We start from the raw sequence: 19,870 nt of genomic DNA on the forward strand, positions 1-19,870 counted from the left end.
ATCAATTGAAGACCTAGAATATTTATTACATCAACTCTTAAATGAAGGAGCGTTAATTATTAAATGGGGACGAAAACTCAAAAATAAAGGCGATACTATTATCACAATTTAAATGCACAAGAGCTTATCTATAACTTTTTGATTCTGTAAGATTAAATTAGGAATAGTCAATAGAAGGTGAAAGTATGACAATTACTACCAACTTAAAACAACTTTATGAAACAGATGATAGTGTGTGGCTAGAAGAAACTATTAAATTATTAAAACAAAAACAATTTGACCAACTAGATGTAGAAAATTTAATTGAGGAATTAATTAGTTTGGGCAAAAGAGATTTAGCCAAAGTCAAAAGTCTGTTACGGCAAATTATTATTCATATATTATTATTGCAATATTGGCAAACTGAATATGAGAGAAACCATCGTCACTGGCTTGGAGAAATTAAAACCTTTAGATATGACTTAAATAATCATCTAACAACTAATTTAAGTAATAAATTACAGGATGATTTAGAAAATATTTATCAAAGTGCAGTTGATTTTGTCCAAGTTAAAACAGATTTAACTGTTTTTCCCGAAAAATGTCCTTACACGCTTGCACAATTATTGGATGATAATTATTTGCCTTGATGTGAGCCATTTATAGTGAGCGAATACTCCACACCAATTACCTTGCAAAAAGAACTTGAAACTCACTATATTATTAATAAAGATGAAAGCGATCGCTCATCGCCATAACCTCAATCCATCAACAAAAAACTTCACTAAACACATCTTTTATTCTGTTGGCTGTACATTGGTGTTAGCTTGCTGACGCTGGGCAATCTGAATTAGTAATCTTAATGCGTTATTCACCGCTTCATCGTTAGGAAAAGCTTCAGCAACGTCGAAACCTAATTTCACCAGATTCGAGCCTTTAGCCAATCTCAACTATCGCGTATTTTATAAGTTCCGTAACATTATTCCAAATAATAGAGTAACTGCCATTAATGTTTACTTTCTTATCCTTTGCGCCCGTCGGTTTCTGAATCGAACCATGTATGGGAACACCTGCACGAAAATACTGATATATGCTTATTTTTTCAGAAACCTGCTTATAAAAGTCTGGTTCGTCTGTCACTATTACAAAATTACATTGTGTGAAGCCACGATCACGAAGTTGTTCAAGAAAACTAATATCTCGGCAGGAGTCAAACATTGTCTCTGGAACTCTACCATTACCATTTCGTAGAAATTTCAGTTCTATGGCATATTTCTTTGATAGATCAGACGTGAAAACAGAAATATCTATTTCCTTTTTTACAAAGTCACTTTTGTTCAAATTAAAGAAAGATACTGGACGTTCAAATTGAATCTTGAAAGTCGAATCAAGTTTTGAGCGAAGATAGCAACCAAACTCATGTTGAATACTAAACTCGTTATATATATCAACCTCACCTTTGGCTACGGCAGAAAAGAAGCTGTGTAAATATATTCTGAAATCAATCATATTTGTATTAGGCAAACCTGATTATCTTCTACTGCCAACATAACAATATACTATGGCAATAACAAAATATTATTTATTTTTTTATACATTAAATACCGTAGATTTACTTGATTAATATAAATACTATATTAAAAACCTTTATGAGTGTGTACTCCAAAAATGTGAAAAGCAAAAAGCCCACTATTGTGGGCTTTCTAAATGAATTAAGCGATCGCTTTACTTATCTTTTCGCCAACTTCTTCGCCATCTTCCGTAGGCGGATAGATTGGGGTGTAACTTCCACCAACTCATCGGGGCCGATGTACTCCAATGCACGCTCTAAACTCATGTCGATTGGTGCTTGCAATTGAACTAGTTCATCACCACCCGCAGCACGGTGGTTGGTTAGCTGCTTGGTTTTGCAGACATTCAAGTCTAAGTCTTGGGGACGGTTGTGTTCACCGACAATCATGCCTTTATAGACTTTAGTACCAGGAGTGATAAAGAATGAGCCTCTATCTTCAGCGTTCTTCATTGCATAGAAGGTGGAAACGCCTTCTTCAAAAGCAATCAACACGCCTTTGTTACGGGCTTCAATTTCACCACAGATCGGACGATAATCTAAGAAACTGTGGTTCATGATGCCTTCACCACGGGTCATCCGCATGAATTCACCACGGAAACCAATCAAACCACGAGCGGGAATGACAAATTCTAGCTGGGTACGGTTACTAACTCCAGGCTGCATATCTTGCATTTCGCCTTTGCGTTGTCCCAGACGTTCAATACAGCTACCAACTGCATCAGAAGGAACGTCTAACACCAACAATTCATAAGGTTCGCAAGGTTGACCGTTAACTTCCCGGTAAATTACCTGTGGCTGAGACACTTGGAACTCATAACCTTCGCGGCGCATGGTTTCGATTAAGATACCCAAGTGCAATTCACCACGACCGGAAACCAGGAATTTATCGGGAGAGTCGGTTTCTTCCACACGTAATGCAACGTTGGTTTCGAGTTCGCGGAATAGGCGATCGCGTACTTGTCTTGATGTTACCAATTTACCTTCTTGACCCGCAAAAGGTGAATCGTTCACCCAGAAGGTCATCTGTAAGGTTGGTTCATCGACTTTAATTAGTGGTAACGCTTGGGGTTCGTTGGGGTCGGTAATTGTTTCCCCGATGTTTGCATCAGCAAAACCAGCAACCGCCACAATATGGCCTGCGGAAGCTTCTTCTAATTCCACCCGCTTCAGACCTTCAAAACCTAGCAATTTGCTAATTTTTGCCTTAACAATTGCGCCTGTTTCTGTGACTAAAGCTGCTTGCTGTCCACCACGAATTGTCCCGTTGTGGATTCTACCAATGACAATCCGTCCCAGATATTCAGAATAATCTAGGGTTGTGACTTGCAATTGCAGAGGCTTGGTTGGATCACCTACTGGGGGTGGAACATGACGCAGAATTGCATCAAATAATGGCTGCATATCCTTGGGTTCTTCTTCCAAGGTTTCTTTCGCATAACCAGACAAACCAGAAGCGAACAGATATGGGAAGTCGCATTGGTCATCATCTGCGCCTAATTCTAAGAACAGATCCAGTACTTTATCAATAGCACCGTGGGGTTCGGCTTGAGGGCGATCGATTTTGTTAACTACAACAATTGGGCGCAGTCCTTTTTCCAATGCCTTTTTCAACACGAAGCGTGTTTGCGGCATGGGGCCTTCGTTAGCATCAACAATTAGGATGCAACCATCAACCATACCCAGTACTCGTTCAACTTCGCCACCGAAGTCAGCGTGTCCGGGAGTATCAATAATATTGATAAGTGTTTCTTTGTAGCGAACGGCTGTATTCTTAGCCAGAATCGTAATTCCACGTTCCCGTTCTAGGTCATTGGAGTCCATAACGCAATCCGGAACGTCTTCACCTTCTCGGAAAATGCCGGACTGTCTCAGGAGTGCATCAACCAAGGTGGTTTTGCCGTGGTCTACGTGGGCGATAATGGCGACGTTACGAATTGGGAGCGTCATAGAAGCTTACTTTGAACTCTAGAGAGGTTTTTAGATTTACATTTAAGTGTGCTAGGCTGTTTTAACAGAATTGGGGGTGTTCTGCAAACTCTGTAAAGAACCTTTAACAATTCTAGCGTAATTGACACAATTGCAAGGCATTTTATAGATACTGCTGAAGAAAAATTCAGCAAGTTTAAAATAGAAGTCAAAAATTTATAAATGACTTACAATTGTTTAAGTATAATTTCTGAGACAGGTGACTGAGAGTCTTGCAATTGTGTATGTTAAAAATAAAATTTTAGTAGCTATATATACCAGTGATTAGTGTAATGGAAAATCGATCCATTGCTGATAATCATAACTAATTGCAAATAATTCCTTATAGTCTTGCTGAATTAATGACCAGTCTCCATAACCTTGCTCTACATAGTCAAGATCCAGATCAATCTGATAAATAGCGCCTCTTAGTTTGTCACAAGAGCTATTATCAACAATTAACTGATAGAGCGATCGCAATAATTTACTGTGTACAGGTTTGGCAAAACGACCATTATCAGGCAAAAGTATGGGATAAATTTGACCCAATTTAGCAATTAATAATTTCAAGGATATGTCTAAATCCGGTTCGCCTGGAATCAAATACAACAGGTGAATAACGTCTAATGGATGTTTATCTGCACTTGTTGATAGCTCAATCATCCAATTTTCAGGATGGTCACATTTTGTAATTAGTTTATCTGCCCAGCCGATGATTTCAGCGAGAGAACAAAGATTTAACTCAAAAGCCATCCGCAAGTAATCAGCGTAGTGTTTTAAACTCGGTTTCATTTGGAAATATTATTGTTCCTAGTTCAGAGTTACCTGTATAGTTTGTTGAATTATTTGACTTTCAACAAATTAAAAATATCTGCTGCTGTTACTTGCCAATCGCTTAACACATCCAGGACAGGTAAAATATCCGCATCATATTTCACTTCTGGCAATTTGTTCGGTTGAAATACCATCACTGATTTATCATTCGGGTCAATAAACCAGCCTAATTTAGTCCCGTGGTTAATACAGAAAATAATTTTATTAATTACTCTGTTGGGTGATTGATCGGGTGATAAAATTTCAATAGTCCAATCTGGGTAGCTTTCAAATTTATTGGCAATTTCTCCGTTTTCATCTGTTGGAATGCGTGACCATTCAAATACAGCAATATCTGGAACTAAGGAACGTCCCTCAAAAGTGCAGCGTAATTCGGTTAAGGCTAAAGCTTTTTGTTGAGTTTCACCAATTTGATTAATATTAGTTGATAACCGAGTTTGCAGAATACTATGTTTTCCTTGGGGCATTGGTTTTTGGTAGATGCGTCCGTCAATATATTCACTTGCTGGTTTAGTTTCTGGTAAGTTGAGAAATGCTTCTAGGGAAAGGTTGGAAGATATTTGAGTTGATAGCGACATCAGCAATTACTCCCTGTCTAATTCCAAACCACGATTAATCACAATAATTTTGCCAAAGCTAGGGTAAATCATGGGACAACATCTTCACCATTTAAAGTTGCTGTTGCTGGGTACTGGGTAATGGAACCATCCCGACGATAAACAAAAGCTTGCTGATTTTGACGGTCAATTAACCAGCCTAACTGCACACCATTGGCAATATATTCTGCCATCTTTGCTTTGAGTTTTGGCAAGCTGTCATTTTTAAAACGAATTTCGATTACAAAGTCTGGTGCTAGGTTAATAAACGCATCTTCTTGCTGATCCCAACTTTCTGGTAAGCGTCCTTTCGCAACGAAAGCAGCATCAGGTGATTTCACAGCTGTATTTGCTAATTTAAACCCTGTACTTTGCCCAAACACTTCCCCTAAATCTTGACTTTCTACCCAAGCCAGCAAATACGCTCCTGCTTTAATTTCTCTATTTCCCGAAATTCCCCCAGTTGGTGGCATAGTTTCTATTGTTCCATCAGCGTTACGTTCAAACCGCAGTTCTGGGTTTTGCGAACTCATCAGCATTAGTTCTTCATCGGTGACAGTGTACCAAGGCTGCACTGTTACTTTTTCGCTGTTCATAAAGATGCTATGCCAAGCTCGGTGAACACTTCAATTTTAGGCTTTTCCTCTGTGAATTATGCGCCTGGAGCGGTTTGTAAAATGCCATAAAAATAAAAATTGAAGCACGAAGGAGAAAAATTTCTTGACTTCATACTTCAAAATTTAATGTTTATTTACGCCAGACTGTAACTTGAATAACAGTCTTTTTTTGGCTAACGGAACATACTACTTACAGAGGTATCTTCGTGAATCCGCCAGATGGTTTCTCCTAAAAGATTTGCCACGGAAAGCACTACTAATTGCGGAAAGCGTTTGTCTTCTGGAAGGGGTATCGTGTTTGTAACGATGACTTCTTCAAACAAGCCGCTTGATAACCGTTCAATTGCTGGGGGGGAGAAAACTGCATGAGTAGCACAGGCATATACCTGACGCGCTCCTTCTTCACGCAGCAATCTAGCGCCTTCGGCAATGGTGCCGCCTGTGTCGATCATGTCGTCTACCAACACGGCTGTTTTGCCTTTGACATCGCCGATGACGTTCAAGACTTCCGCTACATTATGAGCTTGACGGCGTTTATCAATAATGGCAAGAGGAGCATCATTGAGTTTTTTAGCAAATGCTCTCGCCCGTGCTACACCACCGACATCAGGAGAAACAACTACCAGATCATGCAGTTGTTTGCTGGTCAGATAATCGAGTATGACTGGCGAACCGTAAACATGATCAAAGGGTATATCGAAGTAACCTTGAATTTGGGCGGCGTGTAAATCCATTGCCAGAACGCGGTCAGCACCTGCTTCTGTAATCAGGTTAGCAACCAGTTTGGCTGTGATTGATTCTCGTCCTGCGGTTTTGCGATCGGCGCGAGCGTAACCATAATATGGAAGAACTGCTGTTACCTGTCTGGCTGAAGCCCGACGACAGGCATCAATCATAATCAGTAATTCCATTAAGTGATCGTTAACTGGTTGACAAGATGGCTGAATTAAATAGACATCACAACCTCGGATTGATTCTTGGATTTGAACATAAAGTTCTCCATCCGCAAATCGTTTGCGAATCATTGGCCCCAAGTCCATCCCCAGGTAACGAGCGACTTCTTGAGACAGTTGTATATTGGCAGAGCCAGAAAATAGCCGCAGGCGATGGTTTTCCGTTAGTCCTGTTGCAGCTGGCTGCACCTTAAAAGCGGCAGAACTGAGCACAGCAGATCCTCGAAGTGCATTCATGGCGAGATTATCATTTAGGTAATTACCAGATTTAACCGGAATAGGCTAAATAAACATCTGTGAGCTTTATTTAAGCTTTCATACAAACTTTAAACATTTCTCAATAGAGCTACCATCAATCCATTTTTCAGTTTTTAGTGGTAAACAAACCATCAAATCCGTAACTGACATATAGTGTGTTAGTTAGCCCCTTAGTTGAGCTGTTCTCAACAACTCAAATTTCCTCTAGATTAGTCTGGCAGAGTAATAATTCTACCAACTGTATTGATTACTGAGACCAACTCTTTTCAGCTTAAGTGAAGTAGAACAGGAACTCAGACAGTAGAAATACCCAAAATTAAATTCTTCTGGGGTAGAAGAATATTTTATGATACCAGCTACAAAATTATAAACTGACAAACTCTATTTTTGGATTATAAATTGGACAAAAATTTTCAAATCTGGAAAATTAGCCAGGAAACTAGAAACCAGGATCTTGCTTTTGGGGTGTTAGTCACAAGCAGCATCAAGGGGAGTTGATGATTTCTCTGTTGCTATCTGAGTAAGTTTTTCTGTGGTTTTGGTAATCAATTGGAAATCTGAATAGGATTATTGCTTTTCTTAGGGTAGAATATCGCCGCAGGTATTTGTCGTGTAACTGACGTATAAAAATGAAAAATCTAAGGTGGGAGTGATGGGTTCACAATTTGATGTGTATGAGTGTAAAAAATTTAGGGGTGGAAGGTGCAAAATCCTCAAACCCTGACACTATCCCTCAAAGCAAAATTTTGAGTCAATTTTATGTATTGTGTCCTCCAGACTCAGCTTTGTGAGGGCGGTCTTATTCGTTATGATTAAATTTGAATTTATTTATGCAACCCCCAATTTCAATTGGTACTGTCTTACAAAACCGTTATCGAATAATTCAAATCCTGGGACAAGGAGGATTTGGCAGAACTTATTTAGCCGAAGATCAGCGCCGCTTTAATGAATTGTGCGCGATTAAAGAATTAATTCCGATCGCAGCTGGGGCTGGTGCTTGGGAAAAAGCCCAAGAACTTTTTCAACGGGAAGCCACGATTTTATATCAGATTGAACACCCACAAGTCCCGAAATTCCGGGAAAGATTTGAGCAAGACCACCGTTTATTTTTGGTGGAAGATTATGTTGCGGGTAAAACTTATCGGGCTTTATTAGCTGAGAAACAATCTGTTGGTCAAACTTTCAGCGAAGCAGATGTATTACAGTTGATGCGATCGCTCTTACCTGTATTAGACCACATTCACAGTCGCGGCATTATCCACCGTGATATTTCTCCTGAAAATATTATTTTCCGAGATAGCGATCGCTTGCCAGTACTAATTGATTTTGGTGTCGTCAAAGAAATTGCAACGCGCTTGCAAACTCCTGATACTAATATCAGTGTTACTAGTGTGGGTAAATTGGGTTACTCGCCTAGTGAACAAATGCAAACTGGACGCGCCTACCCCAGCAGTGATTTATATGCGTTAGCGGTGACAGCGATAGTTTTACTAACAGGTAAAGAACCATCTGAGTTGTTTGATGAAACTCAACTTAGTTGGAATTGGCAAAGATTTGTGAGAGTCAGTCCGCAGTTTGCTCAGGTAATTAATCGGATGTTACATCCTAGCCCTAGCGATCGCTACCAAAGTGCAGCTGAGGTCAGCCAAGCATTACAATTTGTCGAGCAACCCGGTGTAGCCGCATCACCAGAAGTAACAAATGTGCAAACAATTGCAGTCGGTCGTCGTCCTGATGCAATTCCACCACAGCCATCTAACCGACCAGACCCAGTAATTCCCCCCAGTCGTGCTAACTCGGTGTTAGATAACCCGTTAGCTTTAGGTGCAATTGGGAGTGCAGTAGTTATTTTAGCGGGTGTGGGTTCTTGGGCGCTGGTGAGTTCGATTCGCAGTCAGTCTAATACACAACCAGAAACAACACCACCTGCACCCCAGACTTTTCCCTCACCTGTGATTTCTGGCGGTACAACATTCGGAACAGCTACACCCACCAATACAGAACCAACCATTACTAGTAAGCGCCTGAGATTGGACACATCAAACACAGCGACAGTCGAAAATTCACTGAAAGCTGGTCAAGTTATGGAATATACCTTTTTTGGGCAAGCTGGTGCGAAGTTAACTACAGTGCTGGAACAAGGTACAGGAATTACTTTGACCGTTTTAAACCCGAATCGCCAAGTGCTTGACAGTAGCGCCCAACAAGTAAGCTCTTATACGGGAATATTACCAAGAAACGGTAGATATACAGTTCAGTTAACGCTGGAGTCTGGGGTTAGTGAAAGTGATTATAATCTGCGGGTGGCGTTAGAAAATCCACTCCAACCTTCTGCAACAGCAACACCAACACCAACCCTAACGCCCACATTTCCACCAGCACTAACACCAACACCAACACCAACGCTAACACCTACATTTCCGCCAGCGTTTACACCAACACCCACCATTCCTACAGACAGTAACAATAACCCGCCTGTGGATGGTACACCTCAACCAACGCCTAATTTACAAAATACTCCTTAAAAAAGGTTATTGGTTATGGGTAATTAAAATGGGATAGGGAACAGTAAAAGATAAAAAAGCACCAAGCCCAGTGCGAGATTATTTGATACTCGCCCACGAAATAGAAAAATAAATGTAGGTTGAGTGAAGTCATAGCGAAACTCAACAATACCGAGTTCTTGAAATGTTGGGTTCCATTTCATTCCACCCAACCTACTAGCTACGCCTTTTGTAATTGCGAATTGCGAATTGCGAATTGTAAATTGATTCTCAACTCAGCCCCAACTGTTGCTTTAAGGCTTCTGGCACATTAACTGCTGTATCCAATCCTCGCACATTCTCCCAGTTTGTATTTTCATCCCACATAATATCTCCAAATATCTCATGACTGAGGTTTGCGCCACTGAGGTCTGCGCTACTGAGGTTTGCGTCACTGAGGTTTGCGCCACTGAGGTTTGCGCCACTGAGGTTTGCGCCACTGAGGTTTGCGCCACTGAGGTCTGCGCTACTGAGGTCTGCACGGCTGAGGTAAGCACAACTGAGGTCTGAACCACTAAGGTCTGAACCACTAAGGTAGGCACGACTGAGGTTAGCACGGCTAAGTTTTATGCAACTGAGGTTAGCACGGCTTAAGTCTACTCCACTAAGGTCTGTAGGGCTGAGGTAAGCACAACTGAGGTCTGTATCACTGAGGTTAGCACCTCTAAGGTAAGCGCGACTTAGGTTAGTGTAGTAGAAGAATTGCCCTGCTACATTTCTAAAATTTCCCAACTTAACACCATCACTATAGTTAATGATGCGAATTAATCTGCCTGTCCAAGCATCTTCTAGTGGTTCACCAGATGGATAGAAAATGATTTGTTGTTTCAACTCATCCCGCCCTTGAGCATAGCGGTGTAACTCCAAAAGCAAAATCATCACATTCAACCCAGCAAAAATATCAACCTGACGCTGACCCTGCTTAATTCCTTGCTCTTGCAGTAACCGCATCTTTTTCTGGGGAAAGTTTTCTGGTGGCGCGTCAATAAATTCTCCTTCGCACCAACGCAGATAGAAATTTTCTAACCGCTTAAACAACTCTACTGAGCGAAATTCCTTACTGGGAATTAACAAACCCATGAGATACTCGACAATTTCCCGTGTGAGTCCGCCATAACCGAGTAAATCATAAATTTCCCAGTCCATTGTCTGCTCGTCAACATTAAAAGTTCTGCCGCGTCTACCGGGTTCTGTCCATTCTTCCAAACTTTGCTTGATGCGTTCCGCACAGAGAAATTCCCGAATACTTTTATGAAAAAACTCCACACCTCCATGATCATTAGACTTGAGGTAAAAAGCACCTAACGCAGTTTTTAATGCTTCTTCTCCTAGTTCTTTTTCGGCTTTAGCAATGAGTTCTTTAGCTTCATCATCTTGCTGCAAACGTGCTTTTACCATCTGCATCGAAGCACTTTCTCCCCCAGACTGCACTACACACACTGCGGCTTCGGCTAAAATTCGGCGTAATGCTTCTGGGTGTTGTCGAGTCAGTTCATAATTTAAATCAGGGTGACGAGTATCAGCACGCTGTTTAGTTAGTACCCAATTTAATGCTTGTTCGTAAACTAATATTTTTGCTTCTGTTTCTGTAACTTGCTCAAACTTATTAATATTTAAGGTGTCATCTCGGTGCATTGCTGTTAGCATATACAGCAATAGTGGCTCTTTGGCTAACTCCGTAATTTGCTGGGGACAGGATTTTTGATTTTGTGTAACCTGCTGAGATGCTGCTGTTGTGTCTAAGGGGATTTGCAGAAAATCCATAAACTCTAATGTTTTCTGGGTAGAGAATTTCCTGTACCATTTTTCAAACCATTGTTGTTGTAATTCAACATCCATTTCGGCAATTTCCACCCGTTCCAAGTTCGGTGGTAGGCGGTCAATGCCATGTAAAGCCATCTGTCTGCCTGTAATTATGACTTGATGACCCGCTTTATTATCTTGATAGTCATTTTGAAATGTCCCGACTTGGCGCATAAATCTTTGTACACTTTGGTTATTGCCGCGCTCAATTCGCAATTCATCAAAGCCATCTAAAATAAATAAAAATCTAGTGTTTCTATCTGTTAGCCAACCATTATCACTTTGCGCGAAATCTGCTTTAATTCGGGAGCGCAAAGTTTCTTCTAAACTTGGTTGAAATTCATCAATATCACGTAGCCGAATTAAAATTGGTGTCCATAGAGGGTGTAAATTCTGCCGTACCCAATCAGCAAACATCCGACAAAAAACACTTTTACCTCTACCCGGCCCACCTTGAATAAACATCACTTGGCGTTGTGTATTCGGGTTGGTAGCAAGGATAAGAGTTTTAGACCAGGTTTCTAAATAAAAAGGTTCTGTTTTAGTATCTAATTTGCCATTTTTATCTACATTTCTGGCTTTTAATGGTACATAAATATCTTTAAAAGAAAAGTCTTCGTTAAAAACCTTTTCTTCTGGTTTAGTGGCAATCTGACTCTTTAGATATTCATCAATACTTTGAAATTTCTGCTGTGTTTTTTGCCATTCACCCAAAGAAGTTTGAATCACATTTTTGGTAATATCACCTGATTCTATCCAAGCTTTCACTAAATAGCGGTGCGTATTCCAAGCGACTCGTTCTGTCAAAATTTCAGCATCAGATATATTTGCAGATATTAACCTTGCCAATAATACTTGATTAAATACCTGTGCTAACTCTGATTGACGAAAACAGTTGATTGTTTTACTGGCAGCTTCATAATCTAATTCAATATCGTTGAGTTTTTGTATTTGTTGGCGGACTGCTGCATCACTCTGAAAATGAGCATCCCAATTTACATTGATATCGGAAGATAAAATTTCTTTAACGCTTTCTAAATAAGCAATTTGACTAACTATAAATACACAATCTTCTAGCGTCGTTTGTTCCTGGCTGTTTGGGCGATATAACTTCAGCAAAGCAATACCCATTGGTACAAACGGTAAACCCGCGCCTATCACCTGTGCCAACGGTGAACACAACACATCTAATAAAGAAGATGAATGTTGCAGTAGAGGTTTTAAAGGTTCTAAACTTTCACCATTTTCTTGAAGAGTTTTTGCCGCATCTAAAAATGTTTTGCTAGTGTCAATTGTGGTATTAAGACTTTCCTCAACAGATAAAGATTGTCGCAACCGTTCCCAAATTTGTGGCCAGCGTCTTGTCATTGGCAGAGACCCGCAAAATTACCGATATTTTAGAGGGTAGCTTGGAGGATGTGTGAGAAACATGAAATATTTGTTTTAATCCCCTTGAGCCTCACTTTAAAAAGCTAGAGTTTACATACAAGTCTTACTCAAGTTGCCTAGTAGCATTCGATCCCCCCTAACCCCCCTTAAAAAGGGGGGAATTTTCCTCAAGTCCCCCTTTTTAAGGGGGATTTAGGGGGATCTAAAAGTCTTGAATAAACACGAAAAATCTTTCAGAGATCCTTGGAAAATTGCTACTCACAAAACTCTGCTTCCCTTGGTGTTGAAAAACTTCAGAATTTCAAATTCCAAGCAGCAATAGCCAAAGCAGCCCAGCCAGCGATAAAGGCGACACCGCCTAATGGTGTAATTGCGCCTAAATATTTCACACCAGTTACGCTCAAGGCGTATAAACTGCCGGAGAAAATTGCAATACCGATAATAAATAGCCATCCACTAGCAATTAAAGTAGTTGGAGGTGATTCGAGGCGACTAATGAGGAGAGCAACTACTAAAAGTGCGAGGGCATGGTACATTTGGTAGCGAGCGCCAGTTTCAAAAATAGACAGCGATCGCTCACTAATATGATCTCGTAAAGCATGGGAAGCAAAAGCCCCAGCCGCAACAGCTAAACCACCTAAAACGGCAGCTATACTCAAAAAAATCTGCGTCATCAGACTTACTTGGCAACAGATTTAAACATCAAAATGATATGATACTGCGCCTTCTTCATTGACTTTAAAATTCGCGTTGAATTCTTTAGCTTTTTCGTCTAAAAATTCCCGCGCCACAGATGCGGGTAGTTCCGATTGCATTGCAAAACCTAAAACAGTAACTCTGCCATGATTTTGCTGTAACATTTGATAGAAAATTGATTGTAGGCGATCGCTTGCTTGTTGTTGAAGTGCTTTTTGTTCAGTCTTACTCCGGCGGTATAAAGATAAACTTAACCAACCACCCAAAACCATTGTCGGCACACCAAATATAAAACCTTGTCTTGCTGTTGTATCCAGCATAAACAGAGCTTCTTTATTCACAAAATCCTGTCCTGAATCTGCATCATTCCCTGACGGCAAAGGTTTTAGCATCGTATTTTTTTCCATTACCGCAGAGACTGAAAGTGTCAAAAACATGAATCCGAGTGTCAGTAACCAACCAGCCGCCAATTTTTCAGCAGTCTTCATAACTCGATTTTAAATTTAGGCTTTGCTTGTGATTTTAACTTCACTTTCATCAACGTTCCAGTCTATAAGTCTGCTTTTAATGACGACTGTGTGTGAGTTGGTGTAGGAAAGAAATCGAACATCCGCACATCCTGTCATTAGTCATTTGTCCTTTGTTTTGTGTCAATACAAATGACCAATGACCAATGACAACCTTTACTTGCGTGTAGCTTCCAGTAAGCGAGAGAAATAGAAGCGAGTTTTAGTCATTTCCTGACGCTGGACTGTAAAGCCATTTTTCTCGATAATCTTGACTACATCAGCTTCACGGTGCAGATAAGCGCGAGTTGTTTTGCTGGCACCGGGGAAGAAACTACCAATTTTCTTGAGTAAACTGAGAGCGCAAGTTTTGGGTGCAAAACTGATGATTATCCGTGATTGAGCCAAAGAACAAAGGTGAGAAATCATTTCATCGGCTTTGTCTTGGGGATAGTGGATAAGCACATCCAAGCAAATTACGGTGTGGTAATTGCCTGTCAAAGATTCTAAATCTTGGACAGCAAAAGTTGGATTGGAAGCATTTCCTAAAGCTTGTATGGCTCTTTGTTTGCCTTCTTCCACCATTTTTTCAGAAATATCGCTGGCAAAAACCTTAGCTCCTTCCGTTGCCAAGGGAATGCTCAGACTACCTACACCGCAGCCAGCATCACAGATTGATAGCTCAGATAAATTGCCATCATTTTTCAGCCAGCCGATAACTTTATCCACTGTTTGTTGATGACCGTAGCGGATGTCTAGCTGGACTTTATTGACTTCCCCATCACCATAAATCCGCTTCCATCGGTCAAACCCTGTGGAATTGAAATACTCACGAACAATCGTTTTATCGTCGGCTGCGTTCATAAACTTCGATTTTTAAGGGTTCCCAATCCTTAAAATTATCATTGTTGGCAGCAAGAGCGATCGCTTTCATTGAAAAACTTCCGGCGGAATAGGTGACAGGGGTGAAGGGGGCAAGGGTGCAGGGGAAGAATGTTTACTCAGCACTTTCAACTCAGCACTCAGCACTCTACATGGCTTACTGTTGACTTTTGACTCAGAAATAATCCAAAATCCAAAGTTCGCATATCCTAAAGAAATTTAGCAAATATAGCCGTAGTTACATAAGTAGAAAATTTTGAAAGCTGGAATGGCAGCAATAGTAAGATTTTTACCTCCTGCCTCCTGCCTTTTGCCTCCTGCCTTCTGCTATATCTGGAAATCTTCTTTAATCTCAGCCCATCAGGTCGCTGAACAGCCTATGCTAACGGTTAGGTTAATCCACTGGACTTAAGGCGCTCAACTCTAAGAACGCACTCGAATAAAGGACAAAGCACAGATGAGTAACATTGTAGATACAGCCATTGAGGCAATTGTCGCACGGGAAATTCTCGATTCACGGGGTAGACCCACCGTTGAAGCCGAGGTGCATTTGCTAAATGGTGCTGTGGGACTAGCACAGGTTCCCAGTGGAGCCTCTACAGGAACTTTTGAAGCTCACGAACTGCGGGACAATGATAAAAGCCGCTACGGTGGTAAAGGTGTTCTCAAGGCAGTACAGAACGTCAAAGAAATCTTAACTCCCAAGTTGTTAAATTTGGATGCGTTGAACCAAGAATTAATCGATCGCACCATGATTGCGGTGGATGGTTCACCAAACAAAGCCAATTTAGGCGCAAATGCAATTTTGGCTGTTTCCCTCGCAGCAGCCAAAGCCGGTGCGGAATCTTTGGGTATTCCCCTTTATCGCTATTTAGGCGGCCCTTTGGCAAATTTATTACCAGTCCCGTTGATGAATGTGATTAATGGTGGCGCACACGCGGCTAACAACGTGGATTTTCAAGAGTTTATGATTGTCCCCATTGGTGCATCTTCCTTTAAAGAGGCTTTACGTTGGGGTGCGGAAGTATTTGCCACTCTCAGCAAAGTTTTGGATGACAAAGGCTTGCTGACTGGAGTGGGTGATGAAGGCGGTTTTGCGCCTAACCTAGAGTCCAATCAAGTCGCTTTAGAATTGCTGGTGGCGGCGATTGAAAAAGCAGGTTACAAGCCAGGGGAACAAGTCGCTTTGGCGTTAGATGTGGCAGCCAGCGAATTTTACAAAGATGGTCAGTATGTTTACGATGGTAAACCCCACTCTCCCGTTGAGTTCATTAATTATTTAGGACAATTAGTTGACCAATACCCAATCGTTTCAATTGAAGATGGTTTACACGAAGAAGATTGGTCTAACTGGCAATTGCTGACTGAGAAAATTGGCTCACGGGTACAGTTAGTTGGGGATGACTTATTTGTAACCAATGCTACTCGTTTGAAAAAAGGTATTGAAGCCAAAGCTGGTAACGCCGTGTTGATTAAACTCAACCAAATTGGTTCTTTGACCGAAACCTTAGAAACAATTGACATGGCAACTCGCAACGGTTTCCGCTCAGTCATCAGCCATCGTTCTGGTGAAACCGAAGACACAACAATTGCTGACCTAGCAGTAGCTACCCGCGCTGGTCAAATCAAAACAGGTTCTCTGTGTCGTAGCGAACGTGTAGCTAAGTACAACCGCTTACTGAGAATTGAAGATGAATTAGGCGATCGCGCCATTTATGCTGGTGCTGTGGGTTTAGGGCCGAAATAGGGAAGAGGTGACAGGTGACAGGTTACAGGTTATAGCTTCTGTCACCTGTCACCTATAACCTGTTAATAAATACAAAAAGATGAACATTCATCTCTCGGCAGGTTATAGCTTCTGTCACCTGTAACCTATAACCTGTAACCTCTATGGGTAAAATCCCAACTTGGGCAACCCCAAGGTTTCATCCCAACCCATCATTAAGTTCAAACACTGAATTGCTTGACCCGCTTGGCCTTTAATTAAGTTGTCAATTGCTGACATCACAATTACCCGACCTGTACGCGGGTCAGCTTCTACACCGATGTAACAAAGATTGCTACCGCAAGCCCACTTGGTTTGGGGATAAACACCACTGTCACAGATTTTTACCCAAGGGGAATTACGGTAAAAAGCATTGTAAATTGTAATTAAATCATCTCTCGCCAAACCGGGGTCGCGCAGTGTAGCGTAGACAGTCGCCAAAATGCCGCGCACCATTGGGATGAGGTGGGGTGTAAATTGTACAGTCACTTCATGACCAGCTAATTCGCTACAAATCTGCTCAATTTCTGGGGTGTGGCGGTGACGCACAACACCATAAGCAGCTAGGGAATTATCAGCTTCTGCTAGTAATAAATTGACTTTGGCTTGCCGTCCCCCGCCGGATGTGCCAGACTTGGCATCGATAATGGCAGTTTCTGGCACAATCAAGCCTTGCTTTAACAGTGGTGATAATGCTAACAAGCTGGCGGTGGGGTAACAGCCAGGACAACCAATTAATTGGGCTTCGGCAATGCGATCGCGGTACAGTTCCGGTAAACCATAAACTGCCGTCGCCGCCGCAGTGCGATCGCTTCTTTCTTGTCCATACCAACTGGTGTAAGTTGCCAAATCACTAAACCGATAATCCGCACTCAGATCCAGCACCTTACAGCCTTTTTCTAATAATTGCGGTGTAATTTGGCAAGCCAGACCATTTGGCAGAGACAAAAATACAACTTCACAGCGATGAGCAATTACCTCTGGCTCTACCGCCTCAATTGGCAAATTTACTGTATGAGCCAAATGTGGGTACAAATCCCCAAAAGACTTGCCCGCACTGCTGTCACCGCCTAAATAAACTAGTTCCACCTCTGGATGTTCCATCAGTAATCGAACTAGCTGCACTCCACCATAGCCTGACGCGCCAACAATCCCAACGGGTACGCGCCTAAAATTGCCCATGATTTTGAAATCCTTATCCGCTTTTGATTAATTTATCAGTCAATGGCCAAAGGTCAAGGGTCATTTGTCATTTGTCCTTTGTTACCTCAGCACTATGAATTTATTCTTTGTGAATCTCCCTGTCCCCTTAACTACGACTGTTTAACTATGATTGCATTTTTGTACTGAACCCCAATTTTAACGGTAGAGGCTAGACCATGTTATCGAATCATTGCTAGTGTATTCTCCACCGTATAAAGGAGTTACAATCACAATATAGGAATTGTTAAAAAAAATTTACTATCACTAACTGGAAGTTTTTTGTGTCCATGCCTAAACCTACATGGCAGTCTAATAACACTCCATCTGAAGGCGAAAACTCGCAAATGAGTGTAGCGCCGCAAGCTGGAGAAACCACTGATCATAGTGCTGCATCTTACCCAACTTTTAAATTTGATTCCATTGATGCTGCTTTGGCGGATCTCAAAGCAGGCCGCGTCATTGTAGTGGTAGATGACGAAAATCGGGAAAATGAAGGTGATTTGATTTGTGCAGCTCAATTTGCCACACCTGACATGATTAATTTCATGGCGGTGCAAGCTAGAGGACTGATTTGTTTGGCGATGACAGGCGATCGCTTAGACGAGCTAGATTTACCGTTAATGGTCACTAACATTACGGACACTAACCAAACGGCCTTCACTGTTAGTATTGACGCAGGCCCCCATTTAGGCGTTAGCACCGGGATTTCTGCCGAAGACCGCGCCAAGACAATTCAAGTCGCCCTCAATCCCGCCACCACACCTTTAGATTTACGCCGTCCTGGACATATTTTCCCGATTCGTGCCAAGGCTGGCGGTGTTCTTAAACGTGCCGGACATACAGAAGCGGCTGTAGATTTGTCTCGTTTGGCTGGACTTTACCCGGCTGGAGTAATTTGCGAAATTCAAAACCCCGATGGTTCAATGGCGCGACTACCCCAGTTGATTGAGTATGCCAGAAACCACAATTTAAAAATTATCAGTATTGCTGACTTAATTAGTTATCGTCTGCAACATGACCGCCTTGTAATCAGAGAAAGTATTGCTGAGTTACCCACTCAGTTTGGTCATTTCAAAATCTACGCTTACCGTCACACCCTCGACAATTGCGAACATGTTGCCATTGTCAAAGGCGATCCCGCAACTTTCAAAGATGAACCAGTCATGGTGCGGATGCACTCAGAATGTTTAACTGGCGATGCTTTGGGGTCTTTGCGCTGCGATTGTCGGATGCAGTTGCAAGCCGCTTTGAACATGATTGAAACTGCTGGTCAAGGTGTCGTAGTTTACCTGCGCCAAGAAGGCCGAGGAATTGGGTTAATTAATAAGCTCAAAGCCTACTCATTGCAGGACATGGGACTAGATACTGTAGAAGCTAACGAGCGTTTAGGATTTCCCGCTGACCTGCGCGACTATGGTATGGGAGCGCAAATGCTGATGGATTTAGGTGTCAAAAAAATTCGCCTAATTACCAATAATCCTCGGAAAATTGCGGGTGTTAAAGGCTATGGCTTGGAAGTTGTAGACCGCGTACCGTTGTTAATTGAGTCCAACGACTACAATTCCTATTACCTCGCAACCAAGGCGAAAAAACTAGGTCACATGCTGTTGCAGACCTACTTAGTAACCATTGCAATTCATTGGCAAGATGATCCCCAATCGATCACCAAACGTTATGAAAGGTTGGAAAAATTACGTCATTTAGCCAAAACCAACGATTTATTATTGCAAGAAGAAGCCCGTCCTTTGGCGATCGCATTATTCGATGAACCATCTTTAACAGTACACTTAGGCTTTGACCAACCAAAAGTCGCAAGCTGTGATTGGTACAAACAAATCGGTCATCCTTATGTGCAAGCTGTCTGCCAAATTTTGGATCATCTCACCTCCTTACCTTATATTCAGAAGCTCGAATTTCTGATTTCCTCTGGTTGTGATCCTCTGAGCAATTTGCAAATTCAACTTGATCGGCAAATTTTATCTTCAGATACTTTGCCTTCTGCAATTAGCGATCGCCTAGAAAAACAGAAGATTTATAGCTTTACCAAGTAACTGTCATTTTTACAGGACTTGTGGATCAAGGTTGTTGGTAACAGTGGGTGTAAGGGTTTTGCATACATACACCCCTATACCTTTTATGAGAATTTTTTGTGCGATCTCATTTGCGTATATTTTTTTCAACTATAGGACTAGTATTTGATTTCTGAAAAAACTCCGTACATCTGAAGAGACATAAAATCAAAGGTAGTGTTTCGGATAAACCATTCAAACATCCACTTTAAATGAGAGAATGTTGGAATTAAAGCACA

15 protein-coding genes and 4 pseudogenes are annotated in these 19,870 nt (G+C 41.5%); 5 read left to right on the top strand and 14 right to left on the bottom strand.

Features of this window, described 5'->3' with window-relative positions; all coding sequences use genetic code 11:
• Positions 1-185: 185 nt before the first annotated feature.
• Complete coding sequence (locus H6G75_RS30820; protein WP_190983694.1) at positions 186-629, top strand: DUF29 domain-containing protein; 444 nt, start codon at positions 186-188, stop codon at positions 627-629.
• A 147-nt stretch (positions 630-776) separates the two neighbouring features.
• Here the strand turns inward: H6G75_RS30820 and H6G75_RS30825 are convergent, their stop codons facing one another.
• The 7 genes from H6G75_RS30825 to H6G75_RS30855 form a co-directional block, all read right to left on the bottom strand.
• Positions 777-923 carry a hypothetical protein gene (locus H6G75_RS30825; RefSeq protein WP_190983709.1) on the bottom strand — a complete coding sequence of 49 codons (147 nt, stop codon included), beginning with the start codon at positions 921-923 and terminating at the stop codon, positions 777-779.
• Positions 916-1,503, bottom strand: coding sequence for a hypothetical protein (locus tag H6G75_RS30830; RefSeq protein ID WP_190983695.1), 588 nt, complete (start codon positions 1,501-1,503; stop codon positions 916-918). The genes H6G75_RS30825 and H6G75_RS30830 overlap by 8 nt, the downstream gene beginning before the upstream one ends.
• 205 nt (positions 1,504-1,708) lie before the next feature.
• Entirely contained in the window at positions 1,709-3,499 is a 1,791-nt protein-coding gene (gene typA, locus H6G75_RS30835) for a translational GTPase TypA (protein ID WP_190983696.1), read from the bottom strand.
• 303 nt (positions 3,500-3,802) lie between these two features.
• A complete protein-coding gene (locus tag H6G75_RS30840; protein ID WP_190983697.1) occupies positions 3,803-4,309 on the bottom strand; it encodes a hypothetical protein in 507 nt (168 codons plus the stop codon).
• A 50-nt stretch (positions 4,310-4,359) separates the two neighbouring features.
• A complete protein-coding gene (locus H6G75_RS30845; protein ID WP_190983698.1) occupies positions 4,360-4,929 on the bottom strand; it encodes a Uma2 family endonuclease in 570 nt (189 codons plus the stop codon).
• 68 nt (positions 4,930-4,997) lie between these two features.
• Positions 4,998-5,543 (bottom strand): Uma2 family endonuclease, encoded by a 546-nt coding sequence (locus tag H6G75_RS30850; RefSeq protein ID WP_190983699.1) that lies wholly within the window; start codon positions 5,541-5,543, stop codon positions 4,998-5,000.
• Positions 5,544-5,737: 194 nt separating this feature from the next.
• Complete coding sequence (locus H6G75_RS30855; RefSeq protein ID WP_190983700.1) at positions 5,738-6,754, bottom strand: ribose-phosphate pyrophosphokinase; 1,017 nt, start codon at positions 6,752-6,754, stop codon at positions 5,738-5,740.
• A gap of 851 nt (positions 6,755-7,605) precedes the next feature.
• On the opposite strand from H6G75_RS30855, the gene H6G75_RS30860 reads away from it, so the two are divergent.
• On the top strand, positions 7,606-9,300 hold the full coding sequence (locus H6G75_RS30860; protein WP_190983701.1) for a serine/threonine-protein kinase: 1,695 nt from the start codon (positions 7,606-7,608) through the stop codon (positions 9,298-9,300).
• Between the two features lie 249 nt (positions 9,301-9,549).
• On the opposite strand, the pseudogene H6G75_RS33985 reads toward H6G75_RS30860, so the two are convergent.
• Positions 9,550-9,771: pseudogene (locus tag H6G75_RS33985) on the bottom strand (pentapeptide repeat-containing protein); the annotation flags it as partial.
• Between H6G75_RS33985 and H6G75_RS33990 the strand changes: the two are divergent.
• Positions 9,727-9,828: pseudogene (locus tag H6G75_RS33990) on the top strand (hypothetical protein); the annotation flags it as partial. The pseudogenes H6G75_RS33985 and H6G75_RS33990 overlap by 45 nt on opposite strands.
• Here the strand turns inward: H6G75_RS33990 and H6G75_RS30865 are convergent.
• The 4 genes and pseudogenes from H6G75_RS30865 to bchM all read right to left on the bottom strand — a co-directional run.
• Positions 9,781-12,489, bottom strand: a pseudogene (locus H6G75_RS30865) (NACHT domain-containing protein); the annotation flags it as partial. The pseudogenes H6G75_RS33990 and H6G75_RS30865 overlap by 48 nt on opposite strands.
• A 314-nt stretch (positions 12,490-12,803) precedes the next feature.
• Positions 12,804-13,184 (bottom strand): DUF423 domain-containing protein, encoded by a 381-nt coding sequence (locus tag H6G75_RS30870; protein ID WP_190983703.1) that lies wholly within the window; start codon positions 13,182-13,184, stop codon positions 12,804-12,806.
• Between the two features lie 21 nt (positions 13,185-13,205).
• Complete coding sequence (locus H6G75_RS30875; RefSeq protein ID WP_190983704.1) at positions 13,206-13,694, bottom strand: hypothetical protein; 489 nt, start codon at positions 13,692-13,694, stop codon at positions 13,206-13,208.
• A 195-nt stretch (positions 13,695-13,889) separates the two neighbouring features.
• On the bottom strand, positions 13,890-14,576 hold the full coding sequence (gene bchM, locus H6G75_RS30880) for a magnesium protoporphyrin IX methyltransferase (RefSeq protein WP_190983705.1): 687 nt from the start codon (positions 14,574-14,576) through the stop codon (positions 13,890-13,892).
• Between the two features lie 475 nt (positions 14,577-15,051).
• On the opposite strand from bchM, the gene eno reads away from it, so the two are divergent.
• Complete coding sequence (gene eno, locus H6G75_RS30885) at positions 15,052-16,341, top strand: phosphopyruvate hydratase (RefSeq protein ID WP_190983706.1); 1,290 nt, start codon at positions 15,052-15,054, stop codon at positions 16,339-16,341.
• Between the two features lie 141 nt (positions 16,342-16,482).
• Here eno and argC read toward each other — a convergent pair whose 3' ends face one another.
• Positions 16,483-17,541 (bottom strand): N-acetyl-gamma-glutamyl-phosphate reductase, encoded by a 1,059-nt coding sequence (argC, locus tag H6G75_RS30890; protein ID WP_190983707.1) that lies wholly within the window; start codon positions 17,539-17,541, stop codon positions 16,483-16,485.
• Positions 17,542-17,843: 302 nt separating this feature from the next.
• Between argC and ribBA the strand changes: the two genes are divergently transcribed.
• On the top strand, positions 17,844-19,613 hold the full coding sequence (gene ribBA / locus H6G75_RS30895) for a bifunctional 3,4-dihydroxy-2-butanone-4-phosphate synthase/GTP cyclohydrolase II (RefSeq protein ID WP_190983708.1): 1,770 nt from the start codon (positions 17,844-17,846) through the stop codon (positions 19,611-19,613).
• 137 nt (positions 19,614-19,750) lie between these two features.
• On the opposite strand, the pseudogene H6G75_RS30900 reads toward ribBA, so the two are convergent.
• Positions 19,751-19,870, bottom strand: a pseudogene (locus tag H6G75_RS30900) (IS630 family transposase); the annotation flags it as partial.

The sequence above is a fragment of the Nostoc sp. FACHB-280 genome (assembly GCF_014697615.1).
Lineage (GTDB): Bacteria > Cyanobacteriota > Cyanobacteriia > Cyanobacteriales > Nostocaceae > Nostoc_B.

What these genes read in the sequence shown, in the direction of transcription:
- H6G75_RS30820 (WP_190983694.1), top strand. Translation starts at nt 186, where the DNA reads ATGACAATTACTACCAACTTAAAACAACTTTATGAAACAGATGATAGT.
- typA (WP_190983696.1), bottom strand. Translation starts at nt 3,499, where the DNA reads ATGACGCTCCCAATTCGTAACGTCGCCATTATCGCCCACGTAGACCAC.
- H6G75_RS30840 (WP_190983697.1), bottom strand. Translation starts at nt 4,309, where the DNA reads ATGAAACCGAGTTTAAAACACTACGCTGATTACTTGCGGATGGCTTTT.
- H6G75_RS30845 (WP_190983698.1), bottom strand. Translation starts at nt 4,929, where the DNA reads ATGTCGCTATCAACTCAAATATCTTCCAACCTTTCCCTAGAAGCATTT.
- H6G75_RS30850 (WP_190983699.1), bottom strand. Translation starts at nt 5,543, where the DNA reads ATGAACAGCGAAAAAGTAACAGTGCAGCCTTGGTACACTGTCACCGAT.
- H6G75_RS30855 (WP_190983700.1), bottom strand. Translation starts at nt 6,754, where the DNA reads ATGAATGCACTTCGAGGATCTGCTGTGCTCAGTTCTGCCGCTTTTAAG.
- H6G75_RS30860 (WP_190983701.1), top strand. Translation starts at nt 7,606, where the DNA reads ATGCAACCCCCAATTTCAATTGGTACTGTCTTACAAAACCGTTATCGA.
- H6G75_RS30870 (WP_190983703.1), bottom strand. Translation starts at nt 13,184, where the DNA reads ATGACGCAGATTTTTTTGAGTATAGCTGCCGTTTTAGGTGGTTTAGCT.
- H6G75_RS30875 (WP_190983704.1), bottom strand. Translation starts at nt 13,694, where the DNA reads ATGAAGACTGCTGAAAAATTGGCGGCTGGTTGGTTACTGACACTCGGA.
- bchM (WP_190983705.1), bottom strand. Translation starts at nt 14,576, where the DNA reads ATGAACGCAGCCGACGATAAAACGATTGTTCGTGAGTATTTCAATTCC.
- eno (WP_190983706.1), top strand. Translation starts at nt 15,052, where the DNA reads ATGAGTAACATTGTAGATACAGCCATTGAGGCAATTGTCGCACGGGAA.
- argC (WP_190983707.1), bottom strand. Translation starts at nt 17,541, where the DNA reads ATGGGCAATTTTAGGCGCGTACCCGTTGGGATTGTTGGCGCGTCAGGC.